14 protein-coding genes and 1 pseudogene are annotated in these 15,872 nt (G+C 74.8%); 11 read left to right on the top strand and 4 right to left on the bottom strand.

The features are described from left to right. Window positions 1-62: 62 nt before the first annotated feature. Together ET989_RS03950 and ET989_RS03945 are read right to left on the bottom strand one after the other, a co-directional pair. Window positions 63-1,148, bottom strand: coding sequence for a GerMN domain-containing protein (locus tag ET989_RS03950; protein WP_131167244.1), 1,086 nt, complete (start codon window positions 1,146-1,148; stop codon window positions 63-65). Then, window positions 1,145-1,684, bottom strand: coding sequence for a SigE family RNA polymerase sigma factor (locus ET989_RS03945; protein ID WP_131167243.1), 540 nt, complete (start codon window positions 1,682-1,684; stop codon window positions 1,145-1,147). The genes ET989_RS03950 and ET989_RS03945 overlap by 4 nt, the downstream gene beginning before the upstream one ends. A 100-nt stretch (window positions 1,685-1,784) precedes the next feature. On the opposite strand from ET989_RS03945, the pseudogene ET989_RS03940 reads away from it, so the two are divergent. The 9 genes and pseudogenes from ET989_RS03940 to ET989_RS03900 form a co-directional block, all read left to right on the top strand. Beyond that, a pseudogene (locus tag ET989_RS03940) lies at window positions 1,785-2,663 on the top strand (phosphoribosylaminoimidazolesuccinocarboxamide synthase); the annotation flags it as partial. Between the two features lie 70 nt (window positions 2,664-2,733). After that, entirely contained in the window at window positions 2,734-3,858 is a 1,125-nt protein-coding gene (locus tag ET989_RS03935; protein WP_131167241.1) for a ScyD/ScyE family protein, read from the top strand. 67 nt (window positions 3,859-3,925) lie between these two features. Beyond that, a complete protein-coding gene (locus tag ET989_RS03930; RefSeq protein ID WP_131167240.1) occupies window positions 3,926-4,570 on the top strand; it encodes a type 1 glutamine amidotransferase family protein in 645 nt (214 codons plus the stop codon). A gap of 194 nt (window positions 4,571-4,764) precedes the next feature. After that, complete coding sequence (locus ET989_RS03925; RefSeq protein WP_206662210.1) at window positions 4,765-5,946, top strand: glycosyltransferase family protein; 1,182 nt, start codon at window positions 4,765-4,767, stop codon at window positions 5,944-5,946. Next, entirely contained in the window at window positions 5,943-7,193 is a 1,251-nt protein-coding gene (locus tag ET989_RS03920; RefSeq protein ID WP_131167239.1) for a glycosyltransferase, read from the top strand. Before ET989_RS03925 ends, ET989_RS03920 begins: the two co-directional genes overlap by 4 nt. Further along, entirely contained in the window at window positions 7,190-8,323 is a 1,134-nt protein-coding gene (locus ET989_RS03915) for a glycosyltransferase family 4 protein (RefSeq protein ID WP_131167238.1), read from the top strand. The genes ET989_RS03920 and ET989_RS03915 overlap by 4 nt, the downstream gene beginning before the upstream one ends. Then, window positions 8,323-10,161, top strand: a complete 1,839-nt coding sequence (locus ET989_RS03910; protein WP_206662209.1) for an ABC transporter ATP-binding protein — start codon at window positions 8,323-8,325, stop codon at window positions 10,159-10,161. The genes ET989_RS03915 and ET989_RS03910 overlap by 1 nt, the downstream gene beginning before the upstream one ends. Continuing rightward, complete coding sequence (locus tag ET989_RS03905; RefSeq protein ID WP_131167237.1) at window positions 10,158-11,285, top strand: aminoglycoside phosphotransferase family protein; 1,128 nt, start codon at window positions 10,158-10,160, stop codon at window positions 11,283-11,285. The genes ET989_RS03910 and ET989_RS03905 overlap by 4 nt, the downstream gene beginning before the upstream one ends. After that, window positions 11,282-12,280, top strand: a complete 999-nt coding sequence (locus ET989_RS03900) for a phosphotransferase (RefSeq protein ID WP_131167236.1) — start codon at window positions 11,282-11,284, stop codon at window positions 12,278-12,280. The genes ET989_RS03905 and ET989_RS03900 overlap by 4 nt, the downstream gene beginning before the upstream one ends. Window position 12,281: 1 nt before the next feature. Here ET989_RS03900 and ET989_RS03895 read toward each other — a convergent pair whose 3' ends face one another. Next, window positions 12,282-13,199: an N-acetylglucosamine kinase gene (locus tag ET989_RS03895; protein ID WP_131167235.1), complete on the bottom strand. Its 918-nt coding sequence runs from the start codon at window positions 13,197-13,199 to the stop codon at window positions 12,282-12,284. A 122-nt stretch (window positions 13,200-13,321) separates the two neighbouring features. Between ET989_RS03895 and ET989_RS03890 the strand changes: the two genes are divergently transcribed. Together ET989_RS03890 and ET989_RS03885 are read left to right on the top strand one after the other, a co-directional pair. Then, complete coding sequence (locus ET989_RS03890) at window positions 13,322-14,878, top strand: AIR synthase related protein (RefSeq protein WP_241656193.1); 1,557 nt, start codon at window positions 13,322-13,324, stop codon at window positions 14,876-14,878. Next, complete coding sequence (locus ET989_RS03885) at window positions 14,875-15,522, top strand: DUF4870 domain-containing protein (RefSeq protein ID WP_165490016.1); 648 nt, start codon at window positions 14,875-14,877, stop codon at window positions 15,520-15,522. The genes ET989_RS03890 and ET989_RS03885 overlap by 4 nt, the downstream gene beginning before the upstream one ends. Window positions 15,523-15,573: 51 nt before the next feature. On the opposite strand, the gene ET989_RS14800 is transcribed toward ET989_RS03885, so the two are convergent. Beyond that, on the bottom strand, window positions 15,574-15,729 hold the full coding sequence (locus ET989_RS14800; RefSeq protein ID WP_165490015.1) for a hypothetical protein: 156 nt from the start codon (window positions 15,727-15,729) through the stop codon (window positions 15,574-15,576). Between the last annotated feature and the right edge of the window lie 143 nt (window positions 15,730-15,872).

Here is a 15,872-nt window from a genome sequence, read left to right as displayed (position 1 = left end):
TCACCGGGGGTGTGGGTTTGGTCCCGCCGCCTCGAACTGCACACCGGGGGGTGGGTGCCCGCCTACCGGACGCTGAACACCTTGGTCTCCGAGGCCGGGGGACCGGCCTCGCCGGCGGAGGGGTCGTCGAGGGTGATCCGCAGCAGGTAGGTGCCCGGCCCCAACGGGGGCAGGTCGAAGGCGAACGGAGCCAGGACCATGCCCTCGTCGGTCTGGGCCACACCCTCCGCGACGACGGGGGCCTCCGGTCCGGTCCCGCGCACCTCCCACATGATCGTGGCCTCGAACGCCGCGGCCAGCCCGGTGACCCGCACCGGCGAGGAGACCGTCGCGTCCTGCGCCGGGGTGTCGATGACGAGACGGATCGGGCTGTCGGTTCCCTCACCGCGGGTCATGGGCTGGTCGTAGACGTTGTGACCGGTCACGAACGGGCGGCCCTCGATCGTGATGAGCACGCGGAAGGTCGGCTGGAACGCCTCGGTGATGGTGTACACGAGCTGGTCGACCATGTAGCCCTCGTAGGCGGCGCCGAGGTTGAAGTCCTCCGCCTCCCTGGAGAGGTCGACGGTGATCAGGTCGGCGTGCTCGCTGATGCCCAGGATCTTCGTGTCGGGGTTCCACAGCGTCACCGACTCCGGGTCGCTCGGCCCGGCCAGCATGGCCTCCAGCGCGCCGCGCGCGGGGGTCTGCGCCGGCACCTGACGGACCTCGCGGACGAGGTTCGGGAACGACTCGGTGGCGGCGAAGTAGACGAACATCCCGACGGTCCGTCCCCCGGGGTCGACCGGTGTGGCCGCCGCCGACGCGGACGGCGAAGGTGTGGCGGGCACGGCCGACGGGGTGGTGGTCGGCGGCTGCGCGGACGGGTCCGCCGACGGGGCGGGGGCGGGTTCGGACGGGGTCTGCAGCGGGTTGGGCACCGCTGTGTCGGGTGTTCGGAACAACACGGCCTGGGCGACCCAGAAGGCCGCGATCACCAGGGCGGCGACGACGGCCGCGGCCAGGGCGATCCGTCCCCACCGGGTGCGGTGGTCGGCGGCGGCCATGCGGTCGCGCACGGCGGCCACTGTGTCCAGCCTCACCGGGATGTCGACGGTGCCGGCGACGTCGTGCAGGTCGGCGCGGAGCATGCGCTCGAGCTCGTTCATCGCGAGGCTCCCTTCTGCGGGTCGGTGCCGGCGCCGCCCGGCGAACCGGCGGCGTCCGGGTAGTGAGAACGGAGGGCCGCCAGCGCGCGGTGCGCTGCGGCCTTGACGGCGCCCACGGTCATGTCGAGCGCCTCGGCGGTCTGGGCCTCCGAGAGGTCCTCGTAGTAGCGCAGCACGACGACGCGGCGCTGGGTGGGGGTGAGGGTGGCGAGCATGCGGGCGACGCGGTCGCGGTCGGCGACCCGGTCCTCGAACCGGTCGGACGCCGGGCGGTCGAAGTCCAGCCCGACGGCCACCTCGCCGCGGGTGCGTCGCCATCGGTCGATGTTGCCGGTGACCACGGCCCGCCGGGTGTAGGCGAGGGCGCTGCCGGCGTTCACCCGTCCCCAGGCACGCAGGGTCTTCGCGTACGCGTTCTGCACCAGGTCCTGCGCGAGAGCGTGGTCGCCCGTGAGCAGCCACGCGGTCCTGGTCAGCGACGGGGCAGATGCGCGCACGAAGTCGGTGAACGACTCCTCCAGCGCGGTCGCGCCCATGGCCACCTCCTCGTCCAGCGCCCCATGCGGGACACCCTGCTCAACGCAGCTGGGACACAGAAGGTTACGCACCCCGGGCGGGGCTAGGATCTCGGCCGTGATCGACGACTACGGGCTGGACCTTCCCCTCGTGCACGCTGGCAAGGTGCGACGCCTCTACGCCCTCCCCGACGCAGACCCGGCCGACGACGGCCGCGCCCCCGGCCGGTTCCTCATGGTGGCCACCGACGCCATCTCGGCGTTCGACCACGTGCTGGCCTCGACCATCCCCGACAAGGGCGCGGTGCTGACCCGCCTGAGCCTGTGGTGGTTCGACCAGCTGTCCGACCTGATGCCGCACCACGTGGTCTCCGCCGCCGTCCCCGGCCCGGTCACCGGCCGCGCGGTCATCACCGAGCGCCTGGAGATGATCCCCGTGGAGTGCGTGGTGCGCGGGTACCTCACCGGTTCTGGCTGGGCCGAGTACAGCGACTCCGGGACCGTGACCGGCATCCAACTGCCCGCCGGCCTGCAGGACGGCGACCGCGTGCCCGAGCCGATCTTCACCCCCGCCATCAAGGCCGAGCTCGGTGAGCACGACGAGAACGTCCCCTTCGAGCGCATCGTCGAACTGCACGGCGCCGAGGCCGCCGAGGAGTTGCGCGCGGCGTCCCTGGCCATCTACGCCCGCGCCGAGGGCATCGCCCGCGAGCGCGGAGTCATCCTGGCCGACACCAAGTTGGAGTTCGGACGCCGCCCCGAGGGCACCCTGGTGCTCGCCGACGAGGTGCTCACGCCCGACTCCTCCCGCTTCTGGGACGCCCAGCAGTGGCGCCCGGGCGGTGCCCAGCCGAGCTTTGACAAGCAGTTCGTCCGCGACTGGCTGGCGCACGAGTCGGGCTGGGACCCGCACTCCGACGTCCCGCCGCCCCCGCTGCCGGCCAACGTCGTCGCCGCCACCCGCGACCGCTACGTCGAGGCCTACACCCGCCTGACGGGGCTCCCCTTCAACTGATTCCCGGGGGAGCCCTCCTCCTGCCGGCCCCTGCGAGGGCGGGCCATACTGCACCATGGTTCACCTCCCTGGGCGCATCGTCGCCGGCGCGGCAGCAGCCGCGGCCCTGGCCACCCTCGTGGCACCCGTTCTCCCTGCCCACGCTGCGCCGGCCGCGTCCGGCCGTGTCGTGGCCTCCGGCCTCGACAACCCCCGCCAGCTCAGCATCGGACCGGCCGGCGCCGTCTACGTCGCCGAGGCCGGACGCGGTGGGCCCGGCCCCTGCATCCCCAACCCCGATGACCCGACCAGCGAGAACTGCCTCGGCCCCACCGGCGCGGTGACGAAGATCGCCCGCGGCGCCCAGGAACGCGTGGTCGAGGGGCTGCCCTCTCTCGCTGGCACGGGCGGCAGCAGCGCGCAGGGACCCGGTGACGTCGCCGTCACCGGCAACCACATCGCCGTCGTGATCGGCTTCGGCGGCGCCCCGGACGCCCGTGCCACCTTGGGCGAGGGCGGCGCCCTGCTCGGCACTGTCGTCGCCGGCCGCATCGGCGGGTCGCTCGCCAAGGTGGCCGACCCCCTCGCGTACGAGGCCGCGCAAAACCCGCACCCGGCCCAGCTCGACACCAACCCGACGGGCCTGCTGGCCCGCGGCCGCAGCGGGAAGTACCTCGTCGTGGACGCCGGCGCCAACGATCTGCTCCAGGTGGGCAAGCGGGAGGCGACCGTCGCCGTCTTCCCCGACCGGATGGCAACCGCCCCGTGGGGCGCGACGCTGCCGATGCAGTCGGTGCCGACCGACGTTGTGGAGGGCCCTGACGGCGCCTTCTACGTCTCGGAGCTGACGGGCTTTCCGTTCCCGGTGGGCGGCTCGGTCGTGTGGCGCGTCGTGCCCGGCCAAGAGCCGACGGTGTACGCGTCCGGCCTGACCAACGTCACGGCGCTGGACTGGCGGGGCGACACCCTGTACGCCGTCCAGCTCTCCGACGCGGGGCTACTGAACGGCGTCGTCGGCTCGCTGCGGCGCGTCGTGCCGGGCGCCACGAAGCACCCGGTCGTCGCCGGCGGCCTGTTCGCGCCGTACGGCGTGGCGATCCACGGCGGCACCGCCTATGTGTCGACGTGCACGATCGCGGCCGACCCGATCCCGGGCGCCTGCCCTGACGGGGGAGAGGTGCGCGCCTTTGCGCTGCGGTGACAGACAGCCCTCGGGCTAGGATCGCGGGCATGGCGCAAGTGGAGAACGTGGTGCCGGGGGTCGAGCGGTGACGCGGGTCGGCATCGTGTCCTGGCCCGGCTCGGACGCCCGCGCCACGGCCCGCGCGGTCCGGCTCGCGGGCGGCGAGCCCGTGGACCTGCCCCACGACGCCCCCGACCTGGGCGACGTCGCCGCGGTGGTCCTGCCCGGCGGGGCGGTGTGCCCCGAGGCGTCCGCCCTCTGGCCGGCCCTCGCCGCAGCGGCCGCGGACGGCCTGCCCGTGCTGGGCGTCGGCGAGGGTTTCACGGCGCTGTGCGCGGCCGGGCTGCTGCCGGGTGAGGTCGTGCGCCACGACGGCGCCCTGACGTGCCGGGAGGAGACCCTGCGCGTGGAAACCCGCGACACCGTCTGGACCTGCTCGCTCGACCAGGGGCAGACCGTGACGCTGCCGGTCGTCACCGCGTCCGTGCGCTACGTGGCCGACGGCGACACCCTGGCCCGCCTCGAGGGGGCCAGCCAGGTCGTCCTGCGCCGCCCGGACGCCGACGCCACGGGCTCGGCGTACGGCATCGCGGGCCTCACCAACGAGCGGGGCAACGTGGTAGGCCTGCTCGGCCGGCCGGACCTGGCTGTCGAGGCGCTGACCGGCCCGTCGGAGGACGGGCGCGCCATTTTCACCAGCGGCCTGACGTTCGTGCTGGCCGCGTCCTGACCCTTCGAGGCTCGCTGCGCTCGCACCTCAGGGACCTTCGAGGCTCGCTGCGCTCGCACCTCAGGGACCTTCGAGGGTTCCTGAGGGTTGGATGAGAATCTTCACACGCACCGGTCATGGGCCCCTCATGGCGGGGCGGGAGAGTTGTCACCAGGCGGCCCCGTGAGAGGTGGCCCCCACCCCTGGAGGACACGATGGCCAAGCAACTGCGAGTGTTCCTGTACAGCCATGACTCGCAGGGGCTGGGTCACGTCCGCCGCAACCTGGCGCTCGCGCAGCACCTGTCGCTTCATCTGCCCGAGCTGTCCGGCCGCCCGGTCACCGGCCTGCTGGCCACCGGCCTGCCGCAAGCGAGCCAGTTCCCGCTGCCGGCGGGCTTCGACTGGCTGGCCCTGCCCGGCATCAGCAAGGGCGACGGCGGCTACACGCCCCGCCACCTGGCGGCCCCGATGGACAGCGTGGTCGAGCTCCGCTCCCGCCTGCTGGAGTCGGCGCTGCTGGCCTTCGAGCCCGACCTGGTCATCATCGACCGGCACCCCTTCGGCGTCTGCAAGGAGCTGCGCCGCCCGCTGAAGCGTCTGCGCCGCCGCTTCCCACAGGCCCGCGTCGTGCTCGGCCTGCGCGAGGTGCTGGACGCCCCCGAGGTCGCCGCCGCCGAGTGGGCCGCGCTGGCCAAGCCCGCCCTGCTGGATGAGCTCTTCGACGCCGTGTGGATCTACGGCGACCAGGGCGTCCACGACACCGCCGCCACCGGCGAGGTGCCCCCCGGCCTGGCCGAGCGTGCGCAGTTCACCGGCTACCTGGCCCACGGCCGCGACCTGAACCCGCCCCCCAGCGTGTTCGGCGCCGACGCGCCCTTCATCCTCACCACCGTCGGCGGTGGGTCGGACGGCCTGCACCTCGCCCTGGCCGCCGCGGCGGCCACGGTGCCGGTGGGGCAGAACCACCTCGTGGTCACCGGCCCCCAGATGGAGGACGAGGACCACGCCGCCGTCGTCGAGGCCGGGCGCCCCGGCACGGTCGTCGTCCGGTCGGTCGACGGACTCAGCCACCACATCGCGGCGGCGTCCGCGGTCATCTCGATGGGCGGTTACAACTCGGTCGCCGAGATCCTGGCCACCGACACCCCCGCCCTCGTGGTGCCGCGGGAGGCGCCGCGCACCGAGCAGCTCATCCGGGCCCGCGACCTTGCCTCGGCCGGCGCGCTCGACGTGCTGCGCGAGCCCTACCTGACCCCCGCCGCCATCGGCGCTTGGCTCTCCCACGCGGTCGTGCGCCGCGTGGACCGTTCCCTGATCCAGCGCGACGGCCTGTCCGCCGTCCCGCACCTGGCCGCGACCCTGCTGGCCGACACCAACCTGGAGGTCGTGGCATGAGCCGCATCGGATACGTCCTGAAGGTCTACCCCCGCTTCTCGGAGACGTTCGTCGTCACCGAGATCCTCGCCCGCGAGGCGGCCGGGGACGACCTCGCGATCTACGCGCTGCGCCCCACCACGGACGCACGGTTCCACCCCGAGATCGCGCGGGTCCAGGCCCCGGTCTCCTGGATCGCGCGCTACCCGAAGGGTGCCGACCTGTGGGCCCGGATCGCCGGCGGCATCGGCGACCCGGTCATCGGCCCCCGCCTGGCCGAGCTGCTCCCCGAGCTGGCCGACCTGCCCGGCGACGAGGTCGGCCAGGGCGTCGAGCTGGCCCGCGCCGTGCTCGCCGACCGCATCACCCACCTCCACGCCCACTTCGCCTCGCTGGCGGGGCGGATGGCGTGGGTGGCTTCCCGCCTGACCGGCGTTCCGTTCACGCTCACCACGCACGCCAAGGACATCTACCACGCCTCGGTCGACCCGGCCTGGCTGCGCCGCATCTGCGGCGACGCCGATCGCGTCATCGCGATCAGCCGCTTCAACGAGGACCACCTGCAGCGCGTGCTCGCCGGCACCGGCGCGCGCATCAGCCTGCAGTACAACGCCCTCGAGCTCGACCGCTTCGGCTTCGAGGCCCCGACCCCCGCGCACGACCCGCTCCGGGTCGCCGCGGTCGGACGCCTCGTCGAGAAGAAGGGCTTCCACCACCTCGTCGAGGCCACCGCCACCCTCGTGGGGGCCGGACGCCCGGTGGAGGTCCGCATCGCCGGCAGCGGCGATCTCGCCGCCGACCTCCAGGCCCAGATCGACGCCGCCGGCCTCGGCGACCGGGTCAGCCTGCTCGGTCCGATGCCGCAGAACGAGGTGACCGAGCTGGTCCGCTGGGCCGACGTGTTCGCCGCCCCGTGCATCCCCGGCGAGGACGGCAACATCGACGGCCTGCCGACCGTGGTGCTCGAGGCCATGGCCCTGGGCACCCCCGTGGTCGCCACGGCCGTGACCGGCCTGCCCGAGGTCGTCGAGGACGGCCGCACCGGCGTCCTGCTGGAGCCGGGCGACGCCACCGGCCTGGCCGGCGCCCTGGCCGGCTTCGCCGACGGCACCCAGCCCGCCGACGCGATGGCCCGCGCCGCCCGCGCCCTCATCGAGGAGCGCTTCGACAGCGACGTCCAGGCCCGGACCCTGTCCGCCTGGGAGACCACCGAAGCCGCCCCGGCCCCCGCCGCCGGCGCCCCGGCCCTCGCGGAGGTGTCGGCATGAGGATCGCCTACGTGAGCGTCGACCCCGGCATCCCGGTCTTCGGCACCAAGGGGGCCTCGGTCCACGTGCAGGAGGTCGTCCGCGTCCTCCGCGCCGCCGGCCACGAGGTCGAGGTGTTCGCCACCCGCACCGGCAAGGACGTCCCGGCCGACCTTGCCGACCTGCCCGTCCACCACGTGCCGGTCGGCAAGGCGTCCGACCCGGCCGAGCGCGAGCGCGCGCAGGCCGCGGCGTCCGACGAGATCACCGCCCTGGTCACCGCCCACGCGCCCGACGCCGTCTACGAGCGCTACTCGCTGTTCAGCACCGTGCTGGCCCGTGTGGCGGACGCGACCGGCGCGAAGGGCGTCCTCGAGGTGAACGCCCCGCTGGTCGAGGAGCAGGCGCGGCACCGCGACCTGGTCGACGCGGACGCTGCGTGGGCCGCGCTGAAGGACCAGGTGGCCGTGGCCGCCGCGACGATCTGCGTGTCCGACCCGGTGCGCGACTGGGTGCTGGCCCACACCGAGGGCGGCAACGTCCACACCGTCGCCAACGGCGTCAGCACCACCCGCATCATCCCCGCGGCCGAGGCCGACGGCGAGCCCGTGGTCACCTTCGTGGGCACGCTGAAGGCGTGGCACGGCGTCGACGTCCTCGTGAACGCCGCCGCCCGCGCCACCACCGGCTGGCGCCTGCGGATCATCGGGGACGGCCCCCAGCGCGACGCCCTGGAGGTGCAGGCGGCCGCGCTCGGCGTGGCTGTCGACTTCCGCGGTGCCGTCGCGCCCGAGCAGATGCCCGCGCAGCTGGCCGGCTCGGCGATCAGTGTGGCACCGTACCCGGCCATGGAGTCCGAGGCCGACCAGTACTTCAGCCCGCTGAAGATCTATGAGTACCTCGCCGCCGGCCTGCCCGTCGTGGCCTCCCGCGTCGGCCAGGTGCCCGGCATCGTCCGCGACGGCGAGACCGGGCTGCTCGTCGAGCCGTCCGACCCCGCGGCGCTGGCGTCCGCCCTCGACGCTCTGGCGTCCGACCCGCAGCGCCGGGCCGAGCTCGGCCGCGCCGCCCGCGCGGACGCCGAGGAGCAGCACAGCTGGACCCGGGTCGTCGCGCGCACCTTCGAGCTCGCGGGGCTGGGAGCCGCCTGATGACAAGCCTCACCCTCACCCGCACCGGCGGGCCCAAGATCGAGAAGCGGCCGCTGCAGCGCACGCTTGCCCTGCTGCGCCCCGAGCTCGGCGAGCACCGCGTCCTCATGGGCGGCGGCATCGCCGCCCTGCTGGCCGAGGTCGTCTTCCGCGTTCTGGAGCCGTGGCCCCTCAAGATTGTGGTGGACGCCGTGTCCACCTCGCTGGGCGCCGACCTGCGTGGCGGCCCCGCGCCGGCGAGCCTCAGCCTGCTGCTGGTCTGCGGTGCCGCGCTCGTGGTCATCACCGGCCTGCGCGCCCTGATGAACTACCTCGCCACGGTCGCGTTCGCCCTCGTCGGGTCGCGGGCGTCCTCGGCGCTGCGCGCGAAGCTGTTCCGCCACGTGCAGGCGCTGTCGCAGGACTTCCACTCCACCAACCGCTCTGCCGACACCGTCCAGCGGATCGTCACCGACGTGGGGCGACTGCAGGAGGTGGCCGTCACCGCGGGCCTCCCGCTCATGGCCAACCTGCTCACCCTCGTCGTCATGTTCGTCGTCATGGTCGTCATCGACCCGCTGCTGTCGCTGGCCGTCGTCGTCGCCGCCCTGCTGTTCCTGGCCGGCTCCAAGAGCTCGACGAAGAAGATCACCGAGGCGTCCCGCAAGACGCGCAAGGGCGAGGCACAGCTGGCCAACACCGCGCAGGAGTCGCTGTCCTCGATCAAGGTCGTGCAGGCCTACGGGCTGGAGGACCACATCGCGGGCCGGTTCAGCAGCGCGAACTCGAAGGCGCTGAAGGAGGGCGTCCGCTCGCGGCGCCTGGCCGCTGGGCTGGAGCGCCGCACGGACGTGATCGTCGGCCTCGCGACCGCCACCATCCTCATCGGCGGTGGACTCCGCGTCCTGGAGGGGGCGATGACCCCGGGCGACCTCGTCCTGTTCACCACCTACCTGAAGACCACGATGAAGCCGCTGCGCGACATGGCCAAGTACACCGGTCGCATCGCCAAGGCCGCCGCCTCCGGCGAGCGGGTGGCCGACCTGATGGACCAGCGCTCCGCCGTCGTCGAGGCGCGGCGCCCGTTCCTGCCCGAGCGCGTCGTGGGCTGGGTCGAGTTCGACCACGTCACCGCGTTGTACGGCGACCACCCCGTGCTCCGCGACGTCGACCTGACCATCCGGCCCGGCGAGCGGATCGCGGTGATCGGCCCGTCGGGTTCGGGCAAGTCGACGCTCGTCTCGTTGCTCGTCCGCGGGATGGACCCGGTGCACGGCGAGGTCCGCCTCGACGGGCACCCGCTGACGAGCCTGGAACTCAACCGGCTGCGCGAGCAGGTCTCGATCCTGCTGCAGGAGGCCGTGCTGTTCACCGGCACGATCCGCGACAACATCCGCTACGGCAACCTCCTGGCCACCGACGAGGAGGTGGAGCAGGCGGCCCGCGCCGCGCAGGCGCACGACTTCATCCTCGCGCAGCCGGAGGGGTACGACACGGCCGTCGGCGAGCGCGGCGGCACCCTCTCGGGCGGCCAGCGCCAGCGCATCGCCATCGCCCGGGCCCTGCTGCGCGACAGCCCCGTCGTCGTCCTCGACGAGGCCACCACCGGCCTCGACCCGGCCGCCTCGGCGGACGTGCTGCGGGCGATCGAGCGCCTCATGGAGGGCCGCACCACCATCGCAGTCACCCACGACGTGAAGGTGGCGCTCGCCGCCACCCGCGTGGTCTGGATCGAGGGCGGGCGCGTCCTGTTCGCCGACACGCCCGAGCGGCTGGCGGCGTCCAACCCGACCTTCCGGGCCTGGGCGTCCGCCGGCGAGGGCGACCGCGACTCGATCCGCGTGGGGGCCACGACATGACCGGCACCGACGCGCTGCTGGACACCCTGCTGGACGCCGCCGGCCTCTCGGAGCTGCTCGGGCGCGACGTCGTCGCCCGCAGCGCCCGCGTGAAGCCGGGCGCCCAGGTCACGCTCGGGCTGGAGGACCCCGCCGGCGGCACCGCGGGCTGGGTGCGGGTGCTGTGGCCCGCCCTGCGCCCCAAGGCCGCCAAGGTGGCGGAGCGGGCCGCCCGCCGCGGCCAGCCGCTGACCGAGCGGCCGCTGGGGGACCTGCTGCTCCAGTCCGGCACGGTCGGGAGCGACCCGGCCCTCGCCAACGGCGTCCGCGCGCTGCGGCCGCGGCGCCTGCGCGACCTCGTCGACCGCCCGGACGCCGTGCTGCGCTACAACCCGCTGCGGCGGGTCCTCGTCCGGGACGGCGCCACGGTCGTCCGCCTCGCGGCGGAGCCGGACGCGTTGGGCCACCGCCTGCTGACCCGCCTGGCCGGGGTCGGCCTGCCGGTGCCCGCGCCCCTGGACGACGGCTCGGTGCCGGACGTGTCGGTGCGGCCCTTCTTCGGCGACGCCGACCTGCTGCGCACGCCGTCGCCCGAGGGCATGGCGTGGGCCGGGCGCACGCTCGCCGACCTGCACGCCCGCGGGACGAGGCTGCTGGACGAGCCCGAACTGGCCGCCCTGCACCACCGCCCCGCCACCGCCGACCCCCACCGCCTCGCCCACGACCTGGCGCGGCTCGACGCCGACCTCGGCCGCCGCACCACCGAACTGGCGGATGCGCTCGGGGCCCGCCCCGCCCCTGGCGGCGCGCCGGTGCTGCTGCACGGCGACGCCTCGGCCGACCAGGTGCTCGTGGACACGGCCACCGGCCGGCGCCTGCTCAACGACTTCGACCGCGCGGCCGTCGGCCCCGCCGCCCTGGACCTCGGCTCGTGGCTGGCCGTCGGCGACGGCGGCCCGCTCGACGCCGCGTTCCTCGCCGGCTACGCCGAGGCCGGGGGAGCGCTGCCCAGCGCGTCCGACCGGGTGACGGCGCGGGCGACCGGCCTGTTCTCGCGCGTGATGGCGCCGCTGCGGGACGCCGACCCCGACTGGCGCGCGGGCATCGCCGCGCGCCTGGACCGCCTCGCGGAGGTGCTGCGATGACCGTGCTCGACCTGCTCGCGCGGGCCAGCGGCCAGCTGGACGCCGTGCGCGCCTGGCCCGGCGCCGACGGCTCGCTGACCGTCGAGGGGCGTGACGCCTCCGGTCGGTTGCGTGCCGGACGCCTCGACGCCGACGGGCTGGCGCTGGCCGACCACGGCCAGGACCGCAAGCTGCCCGGGCTGGCGCTCGCCGCGGGGGACGACCTGCTCGTCCACCGCCTGCACAAGCGCGCGGTGGTACGCCGCGACGGCGCCTACGTGAAGGTGCTCCGGCGCGGCCGGGCCGCGGGCGTCCTCGCCGCGACCGAGGCGGTCGCGGGGCCGTGCGCCCGCGCCGGGCTGGAGACGGCGTCCGTCCTCGCGGCGGGCGACGACACGATCACGTTCGCGCCCCTGGCCGGGCGGACCCTCCACGACCTGGGGGGCGACGGCCTCACCGGCTGGGCCGCCCTGGCCGCGGCCTGGCCGGCCTTCGCCCACGAGCCCACCGGCCCGGCCACCCACGACGCCGCGCGCGAGGCCGACACCCTGCTCACCTGGGTCGGGCACACCGAGGCGTTCGGGGCGTTCCCCACGCAGGCGCGTGCGCTGCGCCGGGCCGCCGAGGCGGTTGCCGCCGACCTGACCGGGGGCGAGCCCGACCGGCCCGGGCTGGTGCACCGCGACCTCCACGACAAGCAGGTGCTCTGGGATGCCCCCTACGGCCGGCTGGGGCTGCTCGACCTCGACACGGCCGCCGTGGGCGAACCCGCCCTGGACCTGGCCAACCTGGACGTCCACCTCGACCTGCGGCAGCGCCAGGGCGTGCTGTCCGGGGCGGACGTGCGCCGGGTGCGCGCGCTGCTCGCGCCGGTGGCGGACGCCGTGGGTGCGACCCCGGCCCGGTTGGGTGGCTACGCGCGATCGACACGGCTGCGGATGGCGTGCGTGTACGCGTTCCGACCCGGCGCGGCCTCGTGGCTGGGCGGGTGGCTGGACGACGCGCTGGGCGCCTGAGTCAGCGCTCGGCCGCAGTGACCCGCCCGTACAGCGGGTGGTGCGGGGCGAGCGTGGCCAGCGAGGCGGCGCCGTCCAGGGCGTCCCCCTTCGGCTCGGCGAGGGCGAAGGTGGGCCACTGCAGCGTGAGGAAGTCGGTGAACCGGCGTAGCACCTGCTGGTTGCGGAACACCGAGCCCACCGCGGCGACGCGCGGCGCCACCGGCCCGCCGAGGTGGACGCGCCTCACCGCGGCCTGCACCGCCTCCGACAGGTGGGCGGCCGCCTTGTCGAGGATGTTCGCCGCCACCCGGTCGGTCGCGGCCGCGTTCATCACCGCGGTCGCGAAGGCCGCGATGCGGGCCACCCGGTCGGGGCTGGCCTGCAGGTCGAGATGGGCGTGCTCGACCTCGGGGTAGGCGTCGGCCATCGCGCGGGTCAGCGACGTCATCTGCCGGCGTCCGTCGTGACCGCGGAGGGCGGCCTCCAGGCCGGTCCGGCCGATCCAGTAGGCCGAGCCGGCGTCGCCGATCAGGTGCCCCCAGCCGTCCACCCTGGCGGTCTCGCGGGGGCCGACCGCCAGGCAGATCGTGCCGGTGTTGGCGGAGATGACGCAGCCCTCGCCGTCGCCGAACGCCCCGAGGAAGTTCGTGACCGAGTCGTGCGCCAGCACCACCCGCTTGATGTCGGCGTGGGCCAGCAGCGGCAGGACGTCGTGGGCGGTGTGGCGACCCAGGCCGCTGCAGCCCATCGTGACGGTGTCGACGTGCACGTCGGGGTTGTCGGTGAGGAAGGTCGTCACGGCCGCGGCCCACTGTGGGGGGAGGGGGCGGTCGAGGGTGATGCCGGGCGCCGTGCCCTCGCGGCCGGTGCCCACCAGGCGCAGGCGGATCGAGGACTGGCCTGCGTGGACCGCCAGGCGGGTGAGGTGGTCGGACACCGGGGGCCTCCTTCCTTCGTGCCACGGCGGATCGTGGAACACCGCCAGCCTACCCCCGGCCCCCCTCGCCGGGGCAGGCCCCGGACGGGCTGCGCCCCTTGACGGCACGGTAGATTGACGCCGTGGTCGACACGGGTGTGAACCAGGCGGAGGGCGCCGGCGCCCCCTCCGGCGCGCCCGCGGTGCCGCTGGCTGATGGCCGGTTCGTCACGCTCGCGATCGCCGCCCACGACGACGTCGGCGCCCTGCTGCGGGGGCTCGAGGTGCGCGGCGCCCGGCCCGTCGCCCTGCTGGACGCCGTGCGCTGCGGCCCGCTGGGTTCGGGCACGTCCGCTGAACTCGCCGAGGTGGTCGCCAGCCTCGGCGCGCGTGCGCACGAGGCGTCCGTGCCGGTCATCGGCGGGGAGGTCGTGTTCGACGCGGACCACCGGGGAACCCCGTCGGTCGTCCTGCTGGCGGTGGGGATCGGTTCTCGCATCGAGGGGGGCCCTGGGGTCGGACCCGACGTGCTGGGGGGCCGTGACGCAGCGCGTCCGGACTGGATCGACGCGCTGAACGCGGACGCAGCCGAGCGCCTGCCCCGGGCGTCGTCCGGCGCCGAGCTGGGCGACCAGGTGCTGCAGCTGGCCGGCTCGCCCGCCCTGTGCGACCGGAGCCCCCTCACCGACCGCTTCAACCGCTACGCCGGCGGCGACACGGTCCTCGCCCACCCCGAGGACGCCGGCCTGCTCCGCCTGGCCCCCGATTGCGCCGAGAGCCCCGGGCTTGACGGCCGACAGCCCCGGTCTTCCCTGCCGACAGCCCCGGTTCCGTCGGCCCACAGCCCCGGCATCGCCGTCGCGCTGGACCACAACCCCCGCTACTGCCTGCTCAACCCCTACCTCGGCGCGCAGTTGGCCCTGTCCGAGGCGCACCGCAACGTCGCCTGCACCGGCGCCCAACCGGTGGCGGCCACGGCGTCCGTCACGACCGGCGCCGAGCACGACCCCGCCGTCGGCTGGCGGCTCGCGGAGGCCGGGCTCGGACTGGCGGACGCCGCCGTGGCGCTGGGCGTCCCGGTGGGCGGCGTCGAACTCGGCCCCGACCCGACGCAGGCGGAGGCCCACCCGGCGCCCGTGGTCGGCGTGTGGGGCGTGATCGACGACGTCGGCCGCCGGACGCCGATGGGGTTCGGCTACGCCGGGGACGCCGTCCTGCTGCTCGGCTCCACCCGGGAGGAGCTGTCCGGGTCGGCCTGGGCCGAGGCCGTCCATCACCACTTGGGGGGCATGCCCCCGATGCCGGACCTGGCTGCGGAGAAGTCCCTGGCCGCCGTCCTCGTGGCGGCGGCGTCCGACCGGCTGGTGACCTCGGCGCACGACCTGTCCGAGGGGGGGCTGGCGCAGGCGCTCGTCGAGTCGTCGCTGCGCCACGGCCTGGGGGTTTCACTCACCTTGCCCGAGGGCGACCCGACCGTGTGGCTGTTCTCCGAGAGCCCCGCGCGAGCGTTGGTGTCGCTGTCGGGGCAGCACTACGCGGCGTTCACCGCGCTGTGCGCCGAGCACGGCGTCCCGGTGGAGCGGCTCGGCGAGGTGCTCGACCAGCCGTTCATCGAGGTGCACGGTCAGTTCAACCTGGATCTCCACGCGCTGCGCGCCCCTTGGGAGGCCCCGCTGCGCCACGCGGTGGGGGTGCGGTGAGCCAGTACCCCGAGGGCCCACCATGGTGGGAGCCGCCCCGTGAGCCCGAGCCCGAGCGCGAGCCCGACCGCCACGTCGAGCCCGAGGTGGAGTGGACGCGCATCGACCCGTTCGCGTCGCCCGCCCCGGACGACGCGCGTCCCTGGGCACAGCGCGACCAGTGGGGCCCGCCGACTTCTGCCGCGGTGCGCCCGGGGTGGGAGCCGGTGTGGGCGCCCCCGCCCGTGGGTGAGCCGGTCTGGGGGCCGCCGTCGGGGCAGTCGCCACCGCAGCCTCCGCCGTTCGCTTCGGGCCGTCGCGACGACCTGTGGGGCGGACGTCCCTTGGCGGGGGAGGAACGCGCGTGGGTGCCGGCGTCGCACTGGCTGCCCTTGTTGACCTCCTGGCTCGGCCCGCTGGTGCTGCTGCTGACCATCGGCGAGCGCAACGCCCGCGTGCGCGAGCACGCCAGGGAATCGCTGAACTTCGAGATCACGCTGTGGCTGGGCCTGCTGCTCTCGGCGCTGCTGGCCCACGTGCTGGTCGGGTTCCTGTTCCTGGTCCTGCTGCTCCTGCTCGCGGTGGTGCTGCGCATCGTCGCCACCGTCGAGTCGATCCGGGGGCGGACGCACCGCTACCCGTTCACGCTGCGCATCGTCCGCTGACACGGCGAAGGGCCCGACCTCGGTGAGGTCGGGCCCTTCGGTACGGCGGGCTCAGGCGGCCTGGGACCGCTCCGCGAGGGCGGCCCTGAGCTGCCGCGACAGGGCGCGGAGTTCCTGGGCCTTGCCGTCGGTCGGGGTCATTTCGCCCGAGGTGCTCAGGTCGGTGTTGAAGAACAGGCCGAGCGAGCCGACGACGTGCGCCTTCACGTTCTCCAGCAGCGTGGTCAGTCGGAACCGAGGGTCTCGCGGACCCACGTGGTGACGTGGGCGCCGACGCGCTCGGGGCGGGTGGAGGACACGATGATGCTGAGGTTGTTCACGTTTCAATCATGACAGGGAAAGGTTGAAAC

The organism is Propioniciclava sinopodophylli (assembly GCF_004324755.1).
Lineage (GTDB): Bacteria > Actinomycetota > Actinomycetes > Propionibacteriales > Propionibacteriaceae > Propioniciclava > Propioniciclava sinopodophylli.
The sequence above is the reverse complement of the archived record's forward strand: the minus strand, read 5'-3'. Positions and strand labels throughout refer to the sequence as shown.